This window comes from Pseudomonas sp. 3MA1 (assembly GCF_029237275.1).
In the GTDB taxonomy this organism is placed as follows: domain Bacteria; phylum Pseudomonadota; class Gammaproteobacteria; order Pseudomonadales; family Pseudomonadaceae; genus Aquipseudomonas; species Aquipseudomonas fluorescens_AP.
Genome location: NZ_JAACFX010000003.1, coordinates 66,832 through 82,167, shown reverse-complemented (window position 1 = coordinate 82,167; position 15,336 = coordinate 66,832). Strand labels below are relative to the sequence as shown.

At 65.4% G+C, this 15,336-nt stretch carries 17 protein-coding genes; 7 read left to right on the top strand and 10 right to left on the bottom strand.

Annotation, left to right across the window (positions count from 1 at the left end; genetic code table 11):
- Positions 1-24 precede the first annotated feature (24 nt).
- Positions 25-957 carry an AraC family transcriptional regulator gene (locus GWQ44_RS09320; protein ID WP_047304841.1) on the bottom strand — a complete coding sequence of 311 codons (933 nt, stop codon included), beginning with the start codon at positions 955-957 and terminating at the stop codon, positions 25-27.
- Positions 958-1,117: 160 nt separating this feature from the next.
- On the opposite strand from GWQ44_RS09320, the gene GWQ44_RS09315 reads away from it, so the two are divergent.
- The 3 genes from GWQ44_RS09315 (at position 1,118) to GWQ44_RS09305 (ending at position 4,058) form a co-directional block, all read left to right on the top strand.
- Complete coding sequence (locus GWQ44_RS09315) at positions 1,118-2,188, top strand: NAD(P)-dependent alcohol dehydrogenase (protein WP_275927117.1); 1,071 nt, start codon at positions 1,118-1,120, stop codon at positions 2,186-2,188.
- A gap of 17 nt (positions 2,189-2,205) precedes the next feature.
- Positions 2,206-3,402 (top strand): MFS transporter, encoded by a 1,197-nt coding sequence (locus tag GWQ44_RS09310; protein ID WP_275927116.1) that lies wholly within the window; start codon positions 2,206-2,208, stop codon positions 3,400-3,402.
- Positions 3,403-3,674: 272 nt separating this feature from the next.
- Positions 3,675-4,058 carry a cytochrome c gene (locus GWQ44_RS09305; RefSeq protein ID WP_275927466.1) on the top strand — a complete coding sequence of 128 codons (384 nt, stop codon included), beginning with the start codon at positions 3,675-3,677 and terminating at the stop codon, positions 4,056-4,058.
- Positions 4,059-4,143: 85 nt separating this feature from the next.
- Here the strand turns inward: GWQ44_RS09305 and GWQ44_RS09300 are convergent, their stop codons facing one another.
- On the bottom strand, positions 4,144-4,353 hold the full coding sequence (locus GWQ44_RS09300) for a hypothetical protein (RefSeq protein WP_275927115.1): 210 nt from the start codon (positions 4,351-4,353) through the stop codon (positions 4,144-4,146).
- Between the two features lie 381 nt (positions 4,354-4,734).
- On the opposite strand from GWQ44_RS09300, the gene GWQ44_RS09295 reads away from it, so the two are divergent.
- From GWQ44_RS09295 to GWQ44_RS09285, 3 genes are all read left to right on the top strand, one after another.
- Positions 4,735-5,334: a GNAT family N-acetyltransferase gene (locus tag GWQ44_RS09295; RefSeq protein WP_275927114.1), complete on the top strand. Its 600-nt coding sequence runs from the start codon at positions 4,735-4,737 to the stop codon at positions 5,332-5,334.
- Between the two features lie 194 nt (positions 5,335-5,528).
- Positions 5,529-5,921 carry an MliC family protein gene (locus GWQ44_RS09290; protein ID WP_103741538.1) on the top strand — a complete coding sequence of 131 codons (393 nt, stop codon included), beginning with the start codon at positions 5,529-5,531 and terminating at the stop codon, positions 5,919-5,921.
- 224 nt (positions 5,922-6,145) lie between these two features.
- Positions 6,146-6,304, top strand: a complete 159-nt coding sequence (locus GWQ44_RS09285) for a hypothetical protein (RefSeq protein ID WP_177435124.1) — start codon at positions 6,146-6,148, stop codon at positions 6,302-6,304.
- 134 nt (positions 6,305-6,438) lie between these two features.
- Here GWQ44_RS09285 and GWQ44_RS09280 read toward each other — a convergent pair whose 3' ends face one another.
- The 5 genes from GWQ44_RS09280 to GWQ44_RS09260 form a co-directional block, all read right to left on the bottom strand.
- Positions 6,439-8,079 (bottom strand): ATP-binding cassette domain-containing protein, encoded by a 1,641-nt coding sequence (locus GWQ44_RS09280; RefSeq protein ID WP_275927113.1) that lies wholly within the window; start codon positions 8,077-8,079, stop codon positions 6,439-6,441.
- Positions 8,080-8,246: 167 nt separating this feature from the next.
- Positions 8,247-9,329 carry a molybdenum ABC transporter ATP-binding protein gene (modC, locus tag GWQ44_RS09275; RefSeq protein ID WP_275927112.1) on the bottom strand — a complete coding sequence of 361 codons (1,083 nt, stop codon included), beginning with the start codon at positions 9,327-9,329 and terminating at the stop codon, positions 8,247-8,249.
- Positions 9,330-9,332: 3 nt separating this feature from the next.
- Positions 9,333-10,013, bottom strand: coding sequence for a molybdate ABC transporter permease subunit (modB, locus tag GWQ44_RS09270; protein ID WP_016965820.1), 681 nt, complete (start codon positions 10,011-10,013; stop codon positions 9,333-9,335).
- Positions 10,014-10,781: a molybdate ABC transporter substrate-binding protein gene (gene modA / locus GWQ44_RS09265; protein WP_275927111.1), complete on the bottom strand. Its 768-nt coding sequence runs from the start codon at positions 10,779-10,781 to the stop codon at positions 10,014-10,016.
- A 173-nt stretch (positions 10,782-10,954) separates the two neighbouring features.
- On the bottom strand, positions 10,955-12,019 hold the full coding sequence (locus GWQ44_RS09260) for a nitronate monooxygenase (protein WP_275927110.1): 1,065 nt from the start codon (positions 12,017-12,019) through the stop codon (positions 10,955-10,957).
- A 223-nt stretch (positions 12,020-12,242) separates the two neighbouring features.
- On the opposite strand from GWQ44_RS09260, the gene GWQ44_RS09255 reads away from it, so the two are divergent.
- Complete coding sequence (locus tag GWQ44_RS09255; protein ID WP_275927109.1) at positions 12,243-12,731, top strand: GyrI-like domain-containing protein; 489 nt, start codon at positions 12,243-12,245, stop codon at positions 12,729-12,731.
- Here the strand turns inward: GWQ44_RS09255 and ada are convergent.
- The 3 genes from ada to GWQ44_RS09240 form a co-directional block, all read right to left on the bottom strand.
- A complete protein-coding gene (ada, locus tag GWQ44_RS09250; RefSeq protein WP_103741545.1) occupies positions 12,695-13,768 on the bottom strand; it encodes a bifunctional DNA-binding transcriptional regulator/O6-methylguanine-DNA methyltransferase Ada in 1,074 nt (357 codons plus the stop codon). The genes GWQ44_RS09255 and ada overlap by 37 nt on opposite strands.
- 85 nt (positions 13,769-13,853) lie before the next feature.
- A complete protein-coding gene (alkB, locus tag GWQ44_RS09245) occupies positions 13,854-14,534 on the bottom strand; it encodes a DNA oxidative demethylase AlkB (RefSeq protein ID WP_103741546.1) in 681 nt (226 codons plus the stop codon).
- A complete protein-coding gene (locus tag GWQ44_RS09240; protein WP_275927108.1) occupies positions 14,524-15,240 on the bottom strand; it encodes a 2OG-Fe(II) oxygenase in 717 nt (238 codons plus the stop codon). Before GWQ44_RS09240 ends, alkB begins: the two co-directional genes overlap by 11 nt.
- Between the last annotated feature and the right edge of the window lie 96 nt (positions 15,241-15,336).

Genomic DNA, 15,336 nt, shown 5'->3' with positions numbered 1-15,336 from the left:
TCAGCGGTAAAGCTGCTGCTCGGCTCAACCTGCCCGGTTGCCGAGCGCGTCTGCCGCAACCGGCGCTCCACGCAGCAGCCCAATGTCACGACTGGGCGCGGCGCCGAACAGGCGGCCATATTCACGGCTGAACTGCGAAGGGCTCTCATAGCCGACGGCGAACGCCGCCCGCGAAACGTCCAGACGCTCCATCAACATTAGCCGACGGGCCTCGTTCAGCCGCAGCCACTTCTGGTAGCGCAGCGGGCTCATGCCGGTGAGCTGGCGGAAGTGGTGGTGAAAAGTCGGGGCGCTCATCTGTACCCGCGCCGCCAGCTCATCGATGCGCAGCGCCGTGGTGTAGTTGACCTTGAGCCAGTCGATGGCTTTGGCAATGCGGTAACCCTGGCCATCGACAGCAATGATCTGCCGCAGCCGCGGCCCCTGATCGGTATTGAGCAGCCGGTAGTGGATCTCCCGCAGAATCAGCGGCGCCAGCACCGGGATCGCCTCGGGTTCATCGAGCAGGGCCAGCAGACGATCAAGCGCGTCTTCCAGAGCACACGACAAGGTGCCAATGCCAACGCCGCTGCCCGAGGAGGGTTGGCGCTGCGCCGGCAAGCCGCACTGGCTGATCACCTCGGCGAGCAGGCTGACGTCGAGTTTGAGCACCAGCCCGACGCAGGGTTGCTCGGGGCTGGCGAGCATCACTTCGGAGTTGGCCGGCAGGTCCAGCGAGGTGAGCAGAAACCGCGAAGGGTCATAGCTGTAGCCTTCGCCGCCGACCCACAAGCGCTTTTCCCCACGCCCCACCAGCACCAGGCTCGGCTCGATCATGCACACGGCAGGGGGCGCCGGCCGGTCGCGACGAAACAGCGACAGGCCGGGGAGGGCGGTGGCGAAGTCTCCGGGCGCGCTGACGCGCGGGTCGATGTTCAGCGCCAGAGGCGATGGGGCGCGCGAATTGCTGTGGCTCATGGCGGATGGCTCCTGTTGAGCGAACTCTAATCCGCGCCATCGGGGTTTCCTATCCATCCCCCTGCATCCCCATAGGATTAGGCAAGTATTCAAGAGCAATGCACTAGGGCAGGGGCGGGCCGAGCGGGAGAATGCGGCGAACGGTTAGCGGAGAGCCTCCATGCATGTCTTAGCTTATGGCGCCCAGGCGGGCGACCAACCCCTTGAATCCCTGTGTATCGAGCGGCGCCATCCCGGCCCGGACGATGTGCTGATCGAGATTGCCTATTGCGGCATCTGCCACTCGGACTTGCACCAGGTGCGCGGCGAATGGGCCGGGACGAAGTTTCCCTGTGTGCCCGGTCACGAGATCGTCGGCCGGGTCGCCGCCGTGGGCCGCCAGGTCATCGGCTTCGCCCCGGGCGATCGGGTCGGCGTGGGCTGCATCGTCGACAGCTGCAAGCAATGCCAGGAGTGCGCCGAAGGCCTTGAGAACTACTGCGACGGCATGATCGGCACCTACAACTTCGCCACGCCCGACGCGCCGGGCTGGACGCTCGGTGGCTACTCCCAGGCGATCGTCGTGCATCAGCGCTACGTGCTGCGTATTCGCCACCCCGAGGCGCAGTTGGCGGCCGTGGCGCCGCTGCTCTGTGCTGGCATCACCACCTGGTCGCCGCTGCGGCACTGGCAGGCCGGGCCCGGGAAAAAAGTCGGCGTGGTGGGCATCGGTGGCCTGGGCCACATGGGCATCAAACTGGCCCACGCGTTGGGCGCGCAGGTGGTGGCTTTCACCACCTCCCAGTCCAAGCGCGAGGCGGCCAAAAGCCTCGGCGCCGATGACGTGGTGATCTCAAGCGATGCCGGGCAGATGGCCGCGCACCTGCAAAGCTTCGACCTGATCATCAACACCGTCGCCGCGCCCCACGACCTGGATGCCTTGCTGGTGCTGCTCAAGCGCGATGGCGCGATGGTCCTGGTGGGCGCGCCGGCCTCGCCGCACCCCGCGCCCAACGTGTTCAACCTGATCATGAAGCGCCGCACCCTGGCCGGATCGATGATCGGCGGTATCGCGCAAACCCAGGAGATGCTCGATTTCTGCGCCGAGCACGGCATCGTCGCGGACATCGAGCTGATCGCTGCGCAACACATCAATCAGGCTTACGAGCGGATGCTCCGGGGCGACGTCCAGTACCGTTTCGTGATCGATAACGCGACGCTGGCGCCAACCGCCACACCCACCCGCCCTTAGCTGCACAGGTAGAGTCAATGACCTTTCGTTCCGCAGAAAAGACCGGCTGGAGCGCCGTGCTGGCCATGTCCCTGGCCGCATTCGCCCTGGTCGCTTCAGAGTTCATGCCCGTCAGCCTGCTGACGCCCATCGCCGCAGACCTGCACATCACCGAAGGCCAGGCCGGGCAGGGCATTTCCGTGTCCGGGGCCTTTGCCCTGGTCACCAGCCTGGTGATTGCCGCGATTGCCGCTCGGGTCGAGCGCAAGAGGCTGCTGCTGTGCCTGACCCTGCTGATGATGGTGTCGGGCACGCTGGTCGCCCTTGCGCCGGGCTACCTCTGGTTCATGTTCGGACGTGCCCTGATCGGCATCGCCATCGGCGGTTTCTGGTCACTGTCGGCGGCCACCGCCATGCGCCTGGTGCGGCCTGATCAGGTTCCCCGGGCGCTGGCCATGGTCAACGGGGGCAATGCTCTGGCCACGGTCATCGCCGCCCCGGCGGGCAGCTTCCTGGGCTCGCTGATAGGCTGGCGCGGCGCATTTTTCTGCGTGGTGCCTGTCGCGACGCTGGCCGCCGTGTGGCTGCTGATCAGCCTTCCGTCCTTCAAGGTCGAGCGCCGGGCGGCGAGCGGTAACGTCTTGCGGCTGATGAAGCAGTCGCCGGTCGCCCTGGGCATGCTTGCCGTCAGCGTGTTTTTCATGGGGCAGTTCATGCTGTTCACTTACCTGCGGCCATTTCTGGAGGTCGTCACCGGCGTCAGCGTGTCCACCTTGTCCTTCATGCTGCTGGGGCTGGGAGTGGCAGGTTTCATCGGCACCTGTGTGATCGAAAGATTCATGGGCAACGGCCTCTACCGCACCCTGACGCTCATCCCCCTGGGCATGGCGGTCATCGCACTGGCGCTGGTGAACTTCGGCGCATCGCCGCTGCTGACCGCGTTGCTGCTCGGGGCATGGGGGCTGGTCGCCACGGCTGCTCCCGTTGGCTGGTGGACCTGGCTGGCGCAAACGCTGCCCGATGATGCCGAAGCCGGAGGCGGCTTGCTGGTGGCCATTGTGCAACTGGCTATCGCCGGTGGGGCGATCATTGGCGGCCTGGCCTTTGATCTGAGCGGCTATCGCGCCACCTTCGAGCTGAGCGCAGTGGTGCTGGTCGGCGCTTCGGTGCTGGCTTGGCTGGCCGGGCGCAGCGCCACTGAAATGAGCCTGGCCGGGGCGAACGCCAGGGGCTGACGAGATCGGGGCAGGTCCAGGGCCTGGGCGCATGCACCCAGGCTGGCGGGCAACGGCCTGGGGCGAGATTGGCGTGGCAAGTATGGATCCGGTGCCGTTCATGAGCCCCGAGCAAGACCGTTGCAAGCCAGGGTGTGTCGAAAGAGAATGGCCGGCTTTCAGGCGGCGGCAGCGCTTGCTCGGTGAAATCCATGGGTTGCTTTCATGGGCGCGGAGCACTGCCGTGTTTGCCCTCGATACAGCACTGTTTTATTCAACAAGGCCATATGGAAATGAGTATAAAAATACTGTTTATCGCCTCACTCGGGTTCCTGTCGCTCATTCAAACCCCGCTGTCGGTGGCGGAGAACGCCAATGGCAAAAGCCTCTATCTGCAGCGATGCGCGGTGTGCCACGGAGCGGACATCAAGGGCACGGGCCCGTTGGCGCATAAAAGCAACCCGCCGACACCGGATCTGACCACCGCCGCGTTCAAAAAACGCCTTAATGATTATCCGGGCGTGATTGTCTCTTCAGTGATCCTGCGTCCCAATGGCGACTTGATCCCCAGAACCTTGCGCGAGAACGGGGTAAAGATCCCGCCGCACCCTTGGAGCGTTAAGGACTTTCGCGACTTGAATCAGTACATGAGCGAGGTCATCGCCAAAAGCCGCTGATGGTGTCGGGGCGACGATAGCGTACCCCTTGAGGTCAACGCCCCGGCCACTCAAGGTTGATCAGGACAGTGGCGCTGGTTACGCCTCAATGCAGGGTGACAACCTTGCGGCTCTCTCCAATCCTGATCCGATCCAGTGCCCGGTTTAATCCGTCCAGGGCATTGATCAGGGCCTGGGCCTCCGCTTCTCGGCCCTCTCCCCACAGGCGCTCAGCCATTTTGTTGAGGGCCTGTATGGATCGCTCGATATCGGCAGCAGTCACGGCGCTGCTCTGTGCCGGCTGTTTCTTGGTCATTCGATCGGTTTCCACGGCGCTTGAGAATCAGCGCGAAGGCTACCACGCTCTGGATGTCGCAAGAGCACCCGCGCACGCGCTGATAGATCAACCGAGCGCACAAGAGCCGGCAGCCGCGGCATCGTGTCGATGAGGCGGGCGATCTCTCCTGCTTCCTCCATCAGCATGACGGCTTTCTGGATCAGCGAGGCATTGTGGTCCTGGGGCTCACTGGGGGCGAATCGACGGGCTCATCCCACAGCTCGCCATGAAAATCCAGATGCAGGCCACCACGGACGTTATACATTTTTTCAACAAATTGACCATGTCGCCGGTTGCGCAGGGAGCGCTAGGATCGCCTTTTCATGCACGGGTCTTGTGGCCCTTTCGGAGCGTTACTCGATGCAACAAGGACCATTGCCTCATTCATCCACTGGACTGCTGGTCAGGGAGATCAGCCTGTCAGATGTCGAGCGGTTGCAGGCGTTCTTCGTTGAGAGTCCGGACTACTTCCACATTGTTCACGGCTGTGCGCCGCAGCCGGACGAAGCCCGCGATGAAATCGATGACTGCTTGCCAGAGGGCTGGTCCTTCACTCGCAAGTGGAAGATCGGTTACTTCGACGGGACAGGTGCGCTGGTGGCCATGGTCAGTATCGTCAGCGATCTGCTGGCGCCCGGGGTTTGGCACATTGGTCTGTTCATGCTGGCCGGCTCGCTGCAGGGCCGGGGCATTGCCCGGCAGTTGCATCGCGAGCTTGAAGACTGGGCGGCCGGTCTGGGCGCGCGCTGGCTGCGCCTGAGCGTGGTGTTCGATAACGTCCGGGCCGAGGGCTTCTGGAGAGCCTGCGGCTATGTTGAGGCTCGTACCCGTGACGGGATCGAGCTAGGCCGGCTGCGGCACCGGGTGCGCATCATGATCAAGCCGCTGTCCTCGGATTCTCTTGAGGACTACCTGACCCTGATGCCCCGCGATCGGGTCGAGCCTCCGGTGTCAGTCTGAGAAAAAGATTGGCAGTAGCGCGCTGTGTGCCGGGTGGGGTGGGGCGTCCAAACCCGGGGGCGCGAGCGCCCGTCCGGCACCTGAGCCAGCGCTGTGCTGGAACGCTCGGCAGCCCGGGGCGAAGCCTTTCGGGCATGAACTAAAATCGCTGTCACCAGTCCCATGGGGCATCTTTGACCATCCGGGGAAACACCATGAAAACTCGTCTCGCAACGCTCTGCGCCGTGGCTTTGGCTTCGGCCTTGCCGATTCTGACCGAGGCTGCCCAGGCTCAGTCACCCACCCCTGAGCCGACCTATCAGAGCCAGGTGGCGCGCTATCGGTGCGAGGGCAATGTGCGCATCGAGGCGGCCTATCTGAACATCGACAATGGCACCTCGTTCGCCACGCTCCACTACAAGGACCAATTGATTCCCATGCACATCGCCCGTTCGGGTTCCGGGGCGCTGTATATCGCCGATGACGAGCAGAACAGCTTCCGCTGGCATACCAAGGGCAAGCAGGGCGTCTTGTCGTTCCTTGAGGCCGACCACACCGCCGAGGAAGAGACACTGCTCAAGGACTGCCAGGAGATCGACCCGCAGTGAGCCTTTGCCGGCGTTTGTGGCCGGCAAAAAAAAGCCCGCGGGAGAGGGCGGGCGAACGTAGTTGCTTGAATGAGCAAAGCGACTATACACAGGCGCGTTCGGCCCTTGGGTGAAGGAAATTTCATCTTGACCGGCGGTGGTCCGCTCGACGAAAGCGGGTGCTCGCCGGATCTGTTCTAACCTGAACAGGGCAGTGAAAAATCCCTTCAGGAAGAGAGGTGGGCATGACAACGCCAGAGCAACGCCCTTACGAGCATGAACGCAGCGATGAAGCGCAGCAGCACGAAGTCGAACACCGCGAGCCGCCACCGCAGACCTGGAAACACCCGGACGACGGCAAGAGCCTCTCCGAGCTGGATGAAGAGCGTCCCTTGAAGCCCTAAGCCCAAGCCCCGCCAGAGAGCGGGGCTTTTTGTGCCGGGTGGTCAACCGCGCATGGCCGGCGCCGGGTCTTGGCGGCTGGCAGGCGCTTGGCGTTTGGTACAGGGCGGGCGACGCGCTGGCGGGCAGCGCTGGTTCACGGCCGACACTCGCGCAGCTGCCAGCCGCGGGCTGACCATTGCCACTCATGGGTCGGCGCCAGGGCCCGGAGAAAGGCCTCATCATGGGACGCCACCAGTAGCGCGCCGGGAAAGTCCCGCAGCGCTTGCTCAAAGGCCTGTACCGACTCCAGGTCCAGGTGGTTGGTGGGCTCATCGAGCAGCAACAGCTGCGCCGGGTTGCCGGCCCACAACGCCAGCGCCAGGGCCGCCTTCAAGCGTTCGCCGCCGCTGAGCAGGGCGCAGGGTTGCTGCACCCGACGGGCATCGAGCTGCAACCGCGCCAGCCAGGTGCGCAAGGTGCTTTCCTCCAGGGGCGTGGCGCCGCCATGCAACTGCGCGAGCAGCGAGCGCTCGGCGGCCAATTGCCGCAGGTGCTGATCCAGATAGGCGCTGGCCACCGCCACCCGGCAGTGGCCACTGAGCGGCTGCAGGTGCCCGGCCAGCATCTTCAGCAAGGTGGATTTTCCGCAACCGTTGGGACCGACCAGGGCGATGCGTGCCGGACCGCTGAGGTTGGCGGTGAGATAGGTCGCCGGCGACCCGCTGTCCAGCCAGGGCAGTTGCGCCCGCTGCAGGTTGAACAACGTCTGGCCGGCCGCCAGGCGGGTTTCGGGCAGGCTGAGCAGGGTCGGCTGCTCCGGGGCGACCCGGGCGTAGGCCTCGCGAACCTGTTGGTCGAGGGCGCTTTTGTGGCCCTGATGCTGGTGCCGCACCTGACCCATGATGTCGCGGGCGGCGCCGAGTATCTTGGCCCGTTCAAAGCTGGAGATATTGGCGGTCTTGGCGTGCTTGCGCGAAGCCGCGGCATGGCGCTGGATGGTGTCGTGCTCGCGCTGCAGGCGCTTGTGCTCGCGACTGCGCTGGGTGCGCGCCTGTTCCAGGGTCGCCTGGGCAGCATGTTCATGGGCCTGGCGCTGGGCCTGGAACAGGGCGTAGTTGCCGCCGTAGACCCGGGCGCCCTGAGGGCCGAGTTCGACGATGCGCTGCACCTGCATCAGCAACGGGCGGTCATGGCTGACCAGAATCAGTCCGCCGCGCCAGTGTTGCAGTTGCTCCATCAGCCAATGGCGTCCGGCCCGGTCCAGGTGGTTGCTGGGTTCGTCAAGCAACAGCAAGTCGGCGTCGCTGAGCAGAGCGCCGATCAGCACCACCCGGGCCAGTTGCCCGCCGCTCAAGGTCGTGGCCGGATCTTCCGGTTGCAGTCGTTCCAGACCGGCTTGATCCAGGGCCTGACGCAGGCGCTCGGCCAGGTCCCAGCGGCCATCGACGTGTTGCCAATCCTCCGCGGTCGCGGTGCCGGCCGCCAGGCGTTGTAGGGCGTGCAGGGCTTTGGCCAGCCCGGCGACCTCGGCCAGCGTCTGCCGCGCTGCCGGTCGCGGGTCCTGGGGCACATAGGTCAGGCGGGCCGAGCACTGGACGCTGCCCGAAGAGGGTTGCAGTTCGCCGGCGATCAGGCGCAGCAGCAGGGATTTGCCCACGCCATTGCGCCCGACTATGGCCGTGGGCAGGCCATCGAAACTCAGGCTCAGGGCATCGAACAGGGTGTCGCCATGGGCGAATTGATAAGTCAGCCGGTTCAGTGAAACCAGCGCAGGCAGCCGTTTGACGTGAGTCATCAGCACCTCCGAAAAATGTGGCAACAGACCAACGAGCGCGATTGAAGGGCTCGTCGCGAATACATTTTGGAAGGCTTAGTTGTTCACGTCGGCAATCGTCCTGGGACGGCAAGGAAGGCGCGCAGCCTAACGCCGGACCCGGGGCCCTGGCAAGGGCACTGATGGCTTCAAGCCAGAACCGCCACCGCCTTGATCTGGGCCCAGAGCTGCTGGCCGGGATGCAGGTCGAGCTGATCCCGGGAGTAACGGGTGATGCGCGCCAGCAGCGGCGTGCCTGCCGCGTCCAGGCGCACCAGGACGTGGGCGGCGTTGTCCGCGGGGATCTCTTCGCGCACGGTCACCGGCAGGCGGTTGAGGATACTGCTGCGTTCGCCGGCCTGCAGGCTCAGGCTGACGTCCCGGGCCTGGATCTTGAAGCGCAGGGCCTTGCCCTGGGCCAGCGGACCGTGGGTCACGCGTACCTGCAATGGGCTGTCGGGCAGTTGCAGGGTCAGCAGTTGATAGCTCGGGTCGTAGTGGTTGACCCGGCCCTCGACCACCACGCCGGCATCGTCGCCCAGGGCCAGGGGCAGGTCCAGGCGTGCCAGGGTCTGGCCGATGGGGCCGCTGGCCAGGGCGCGGCCCGCGCTGAGCAGGACGATGTAGTCGGCCAGGCGCGCCACTTCGTCCTGGGAGTGACTGACGTAGAGCACCGGGATATCCAGTTCGTCGTGCAGGCGCTCCAGGTAAGGCAGGATTTCGCCCTTGCGTTTGGAGTCCAGGGCCGCCAGGGGCTCGTCCATCAGCAGCAGGCGCGGGCTGGTGAGCAAGGCCCGGGCGATGCCGATGCGCTGGCGCTCGCCGCCCGAGAGGTGCTGTGGATGGCGCTGCAGCAAATGGCCGATGCCCAGCAGCTCGGTGGCCTGGGCCATGTCCACCCGGCGCTGCGCCTTGGGGATGCGGCGCAGGCCGAACTCCAGGTTGGCCTGCACCGACAGGTGGGCAAACAGACTGGCCTCCTGGAACACATAGCCCAGGGAGCGCTTGTGCGGTGGGACGAACAGCCGTTGCCGGCTGTCCTGCCAGACTTCGTCGTTGATCTGGATGCGCCCGCGCCCGGCCTTTTCCAGGCCGGCGATGCAGCGCAGGCAGGTGGTCTTGCCGGATCCGGAGTGGCCATAGAGCGCGGTGACCCCACGGCCCGGCAGTTGCAGGTCCAGGTCCAGGTCGAAGTCCTGGTAGTCCAGGTGCAGCTTGATGTGCAGGCTCATGGCTCAGCTCCAGCCGGCTTTGGTCTTGCGGCTGGAATACAGCGCCAGCAGCACCAGGAACGAGAACGCCAGCATGGCTCCGGCCAGCCAGTGGGCCTGGGCATACTCCATGGCCTCGACGTGGTCGTAGATCTGCACCGACACCACCCGGGTCTTGTCGGGAATGTTGCCGCCGATCATCAGCACCACGCCGAACTCGCCGACGGTGTGGGCAAAGCCGAGGATCGAGGCGGTGATGAAGCCCGGCCGCGCCAGGGGCAGGATCACCGTGAAAAAACTGTCCCAAGGGCCGGCGCGCAAGGTGGCGGCGACCTCCAACGGGCGACTGCCGATGGCGGAAAAGGCGTTTTGCAGCGGTTGCACGACGAAGGGCATGGAATAGATCACCGAGCCCAGCACCAGGCCGCTGAAACTGAAGGTCAGGGTGCCCAATCCCAGGGATTGGGTGAGCTGGCCGAAAAAGCCGTTGGGCCCCAGGGCCAGCAGCAGGTAGAAACCGATCACCGTGGGGGGCAGCACCAGGGGCAGGGCCACCACCGCACCGACCGGCCCGCGCAGCCAGGAACGGGTGCGCGACAGCCACAGGGCAATCGGAGTGCCGACCACCAGCAGGATCAGCGTGGTCAGGGACGCCAGCTTCAGGGTCAGCCAGATGGCGGAAAAATCGGCACTCGACAGGCTCATTTACAGTTGATAACCGTAGGACTTGATGATGGCGGCGGCTTTCGGGCCCTTGAGGTAGTCGACCAGCGCCTGGGCGGCCGGGTTGTCCTTGCCCTTGTTGAGGATCACTGCATCCTGCTTGATCGGGTCATGCATCTGGGCAGGCACTATCCAGGCCGAACCGCTGCTGACTTTGCCGTCCTTGTAGATCTGTGACAAGGCGACAAAGCCCAGTTCGGCGTTGCCGGTGGAGACGAACTGGTAGGCCTGGGTGATGTTCTGGCCTTCGACGATCTTGTCCTTGACCTGATCGCTCAGGCCCAGCTTGGCCAGGACCTGGGTCGCGGCCAGGCCGTATGGCGCGGCCTTGGGATTGGCGATGGACAGGTGCTGGTACTGGTTGTCCTTGAGTACCTGGCCCTTGCTGTCGACATATCCCTGCTTGGCCGACCACAGGGCCAGGGTGCCGATGGCATAGGTGAAGCGCGAGCCCTTGACCGTATCGCCTTCGCTTTCGAGCTTCTGCGGGGCGCTGTCGTCGGCCGAGAGAAAGACTTCAAAGGGCGCGCCATTCTTGATCTGGGTATAGAACTGCCCGGTGGCCCCGTAGGCCGCCACCAGTTTGTGGCCGGTGTCTTTTTCGAAGTCGGCGGCAATCGCCTGGATCGGCGCGGTGAAGTTGGCGGCCACCGCCACCTGGACTTCAGCGGCCTGGGCTGAACCCAAAGCGAAGACGGCAAACAGGGCGGCAAGGCCGGTCGAGGCAAAACCTGAGGCGCGAAGGTTCATCAAACAGCTCCATTGGGGGGAAGGAAGGACGGGCGCCAGCGCTGATTGCAGGGCCTGTGCAGCCAGGCGAGGAGAAGCGCTGTATAGCGGAATATATAGCGAATCGCCAGCCAGCGGAACTGCGAAACGGTCACCCATGCACAGGGCCGCGACCGAAGTCGCGGCCCTGTTCCTCAGCGTCTGTTCAACTGGGCCAGCGTCTGTTCGGCCAGGCGCAGGGTCAGCTCGTAGGCCGGCAGCTCGATGCCCAGGCGCAGGGCCTGGCCGGACCACAGGTTGGCAAAGTCCGCCTCGTCCTTGGCCTTGAGCGGCAGCAAGGCGCCACCGGCTCGGGGAAAGGCCGGAGCCAGCGGGCTGATGGGGCCGATTTCGCGCATCACCCGGTTGACGATGCCCCGGGCCGGGCGGCCGGTGAACAGGTTGGTCAGGGCGGTCTGGCTTTCCTTGGCGGTGCGCAGGGCCCGGTGGTGGGCCGCGCTGATCTTGGCTTCCGGGGTGAACAGGTAGGCGGTGCCCAGCTGTACCGCCGAGGCGCCCAGGGCCAGGGCGGCGACGATGCCCCGGGCGTCGCCGATACCGCCGGCAGCGATGACCGGCACCTTCACGGCATCGACGATCTGCGGCACCAGGGCCATGGTGCCGACCTGGGTGTCGAGGTCATCGCTGAGGAAGATCGCCCGATGGCCGCCGGCTTCGTAGCCCATGGCGATGATCGCGTCGCAACCGTGGGCTTGCAGCCACAGCGCCTCATCCACGGTGCTGGCCGAAGACAGCACCTTGGCGCCTGTGGCCTTGACCCGAGCCAGTAGCGCCGGCTCCGGCAGGCCGAAGTGAAAACTCACCACTTCGGGTCGCAGTTCCTCCACCAGCTGGCAACTGGCGTCATCGAAGGGCGCACGGTTGCTGACGGGCGTCGGGGCGTCGAAATCCGCTCCCAGCTCCTGGTAGTAGGGTTTCAGGGCCTCTTTCCAGCGGGCCTCCTGCTCGGGGTCGACGGCGGACATCGAGTGGCAGAAGAAGTTCAGGTTCAGCGGGTGGCGGGTGGCGGCCCGGATGGTCTGCACCTCCAGGCGAATCTGCTCGGGGCTGAGCATGGCGCAGGGCAGCGAGCCCAGGGCGCCGGCGCGGCTGGCGCCGATCACCATGGCGCCGCCGGTGGCCCCGGCCATGGGGGCTTGGATGATGGGCAGTTCGATGCCCAGCAGGTCGAGGAGGCGGCGATCAGTCCAGTGGCTCATGTGCAAGGGTTCTCCGTCGGCAGGATTGGGCGAAGCGCCCCGGGGTTTTATCAGGCCAGGGCGTTGCGCGGCCAGCTGACTTTTCACTCCGGGCTCAATCGGGCACCTCGACAACTGATTCAACCGCCGTGTCGACCACTGTCGGCGGCGTCTATCCGAGGCTAGACTGCGGCGGATATTTTTCCTCACCGCCCCCCCCCCAAAAAAAAAAGGAATGCCGACCATGGATGTAAAACTGCGCGAAGTCCTGCCCTTTAGCGTTGCCGGCCTGCAAGTACGGACCTGCAACGCGGCGGAGCAACAGGCGGACAGCGCCCGGATCGGGCCGATGTGGCAACGTTTTTATGTCGAAGACCTGTTCAACCAGATCACCTCGCGGCAAGCGGACTCGTTTGTCTATGGCGTGTATTCCAACTACGAGTCCGATGCCTCCGGGGCCTTCGACGTGATGGCCGGGGTGGCGGTCAGTGGCGCCAGCGCCGATTACCCCAGTGTGCAGGTCCAGGGCGGTGACTACCTGGTGTTCAGAGCCCGGGGCGCGATGCCCGATTGCGTGATCCAGACCTGGGGCCTGATCTGGGCCTACTTTCAGGACAATCCCCAGGTCCGTCGTGCCTTCGCCACGGATTTCGAGGTCTATACCAGCCCTGACTCGGTGGCCATCTACATCGGCATTCAAGACTCGGGCAGCGCTTCGCGTTCCAGCAACTGACGCTTGCGCTCCACTCCCCAGCGGTAGCCGGAAAGGCTGCCGTCGCTGCGCACCACCCGGTGGCAGGGGATCGCCACCGCCAGGCTGTTGGCCGCGCAGGCCTGGGCCACCGCACGCATGGACTTGGGCGCGCCGATGCGCTGGGCGATCTCGGCGTAGCTGGCGGTGCTGCCGGCGGGAATGCTCTTGAGGGCCTGCCATACCCGTTCCTGGAACGCGGTACCGCGCAGGTCCAGGGGCAGATCCAGGCCGATGGCCGGCGCTTCGACAAAGCCCACCACCTGGGCCACCAGGCGCTCGAAATCCGCGTCGGCGCCCAACAGGTTGGCCCGGGGAAACTTGTCCTGCAGTTGCTCCACCAGCTGATTGGGGTCGTCCCCCAGGAGGATGGCGCAGACCCCGCGCTCGCTCCGGGCCACCAGGATCGCACCCAGGGAGCACTGGCCCACGGCAAAGCGGATATCGGTGTTGGGGCCGCCGGCACGGTAATCGCTGGGTTTCATGCCCAGTAATTGGTCGGCCGCCTCATAGAAGCGGCTGTTGGAATTGAAGCCGGCGTCGTACAAGGCGTCGGTCACCGAGTGGCCGTTCTCCAGGTGATGGCGGACTCTGCGCGAGCGCTGGGCGTTGGCGTAGCCTCGGGGCGTGAGTCCGGTGGCGGCCTTGAACACCCGGTGGAAGTGGTAGCTGCTCATGCCCGCGTGCTGTGCCAGTTGCTCCAGGCTGGGGACCGATTCGGCGCGCTCGATCTGCCGACAAGCCTCGGCCACCATCGCCGCATGCTGCGCCGCGATCTGGGTCTGGTCGCTGGCCTGGCGTTTGCTCGGCCGATAGCCTGCGGCTTCGGCCTGTTCGGCGCTGTCGAAGAACTCGACGTTTTCTGCCTTCGGCAGTCGCGACAGGCTGCTGGGGCGGCAGTACACGCCGGTGGTGCGCACGGCGTAGACGAAGCTGGCATCGGCGCTGGCGTCGCGCTTGAGCACGGCCTGCCAGCGTGGGTCCTGTTCGATGCGCTGTTTGCGCGATGGGGCATTCATGATCGGTCCTCGGCTGGGCGTGGCGGCCAGATTAGCCGCCCGGGGGCGGCCCGGCACTCCGTGGCTTGCGCTGGAATTCCCGCGCTCACCCGGCATGGCGAAAGGTCAGGTTGATCCGCTGTCGGCCAAGCTCTGGGTGAGTACCGTCCTTGAGCGGCAGCACCCCGTGATAGCGCAGGCGGTCCACGCCGCCCCAGACCACCACGTCAGCGTGCAGCAGTGGCACTCGCTGGCTCCGGTCGCTGCGCTGCTGGCCGCCAAACAGGAAGATCGCCGGCAGCCCCAGGGACAGGGAAACGATGGGGGCGTTGAAGTCGCGTTCGTTCTTGTCCTGGTGCAGGGACATCTTGGCGCCGGGGCGGTAGCAGTTGATCAGGCAGGAGTCGGGATTGAAGTCGTTGAAGCCGGCGGCTTGCGCCGCGTGCTCGGCCAGTTGCCGGAACACTTCCGGCATCGCCGGCCAGGGCCGCAGGCTCTGCGGGTCGATGGCGCTGTAGCGGTAGCCATGGCGGTCGGTGGTCCAGCCCAGCGCGCCGCAACTGCTCAAGCCGACGGACATGGTATGGCCGCCCGGCGTCAGCATCTGGCGAAAGGGCGCTGCCGCCAGCACTTCGTCGAGCCTAGGCAGCAGGCGCTCGATCCAGGGCAGGGCAAAGCCGCGCAGGACCAGGGCCTGGGGGCCCAGTACCTCGGTGCGTGGCGGCTGCTGCAGGTCGCTTTCGGCAAAGAGCCCGAGATTGGCCGGGGCGTCTGGGTTACAAGGCATCGTGAAAGATCACTCCAAGGGTGTGGCGCTGGCCGCTGTGCACGCGGCTGACCCCGTGGCGCAGGGTCACCCGATAATGCCCGCGCGCACCTTTTACCGGCCGATGATGCACGGCGAAAAGCAGCCCATCACCTTGCTTCAGACCAATGACCTGTGGCCGCGATTGCATGCGCGGGCGCTGCTCGGTGAGCACCAGTTCGCCGCCGGTGAAGTCGGTTCCCGGCCGGGACAGCATGAACACCGCCTGCAGGGGAAACACCTGCTCGCCATACAGATCCTGATGCAGGCAGTTGTAGTCCTCGGGGCCGTATTGCAGCAACAGCGGCGTAGGGCGCGACTGGCCGGCGGCGTGACAGCGCTGGATGAATGCCGAATGTTCTGCCGGGTAGCGCACGTCGATGTTCATGCTCTGGTTCCAGCGGTTGGCCTGCTCCACCAGATGGGGATAGAGCTGCTGGCGCAGTTGAGCCACCGGCTCGGGCAGCGGATAGCCAAAGTACTGGTACTGACCGCGACCGAAACCATGGCGGGCCATCAGCACTTTTGAGCGGAACAGTTCGGGCTGTGGATACAGCGCGCTGAGGGCCTGGCACTGCTGGGGCGTCAGCAGGCCTTCGAGGCGGGCGCAGCCGTCCTGGTCCAGGGCCTGCGCGATGCGGGCCCAGTCCAGTTGTTGCAGACGCAGGTGCAGCGAGGAAGCGGGCATGGCGCAAGTGTCCTGGGGCAGTAAGATCCCGGGCAGTCTGGGGCTCGGCTGTCCAGTACGCACTCCGCTGCTTGCGCTCGAATCCGGGGTGGGGGA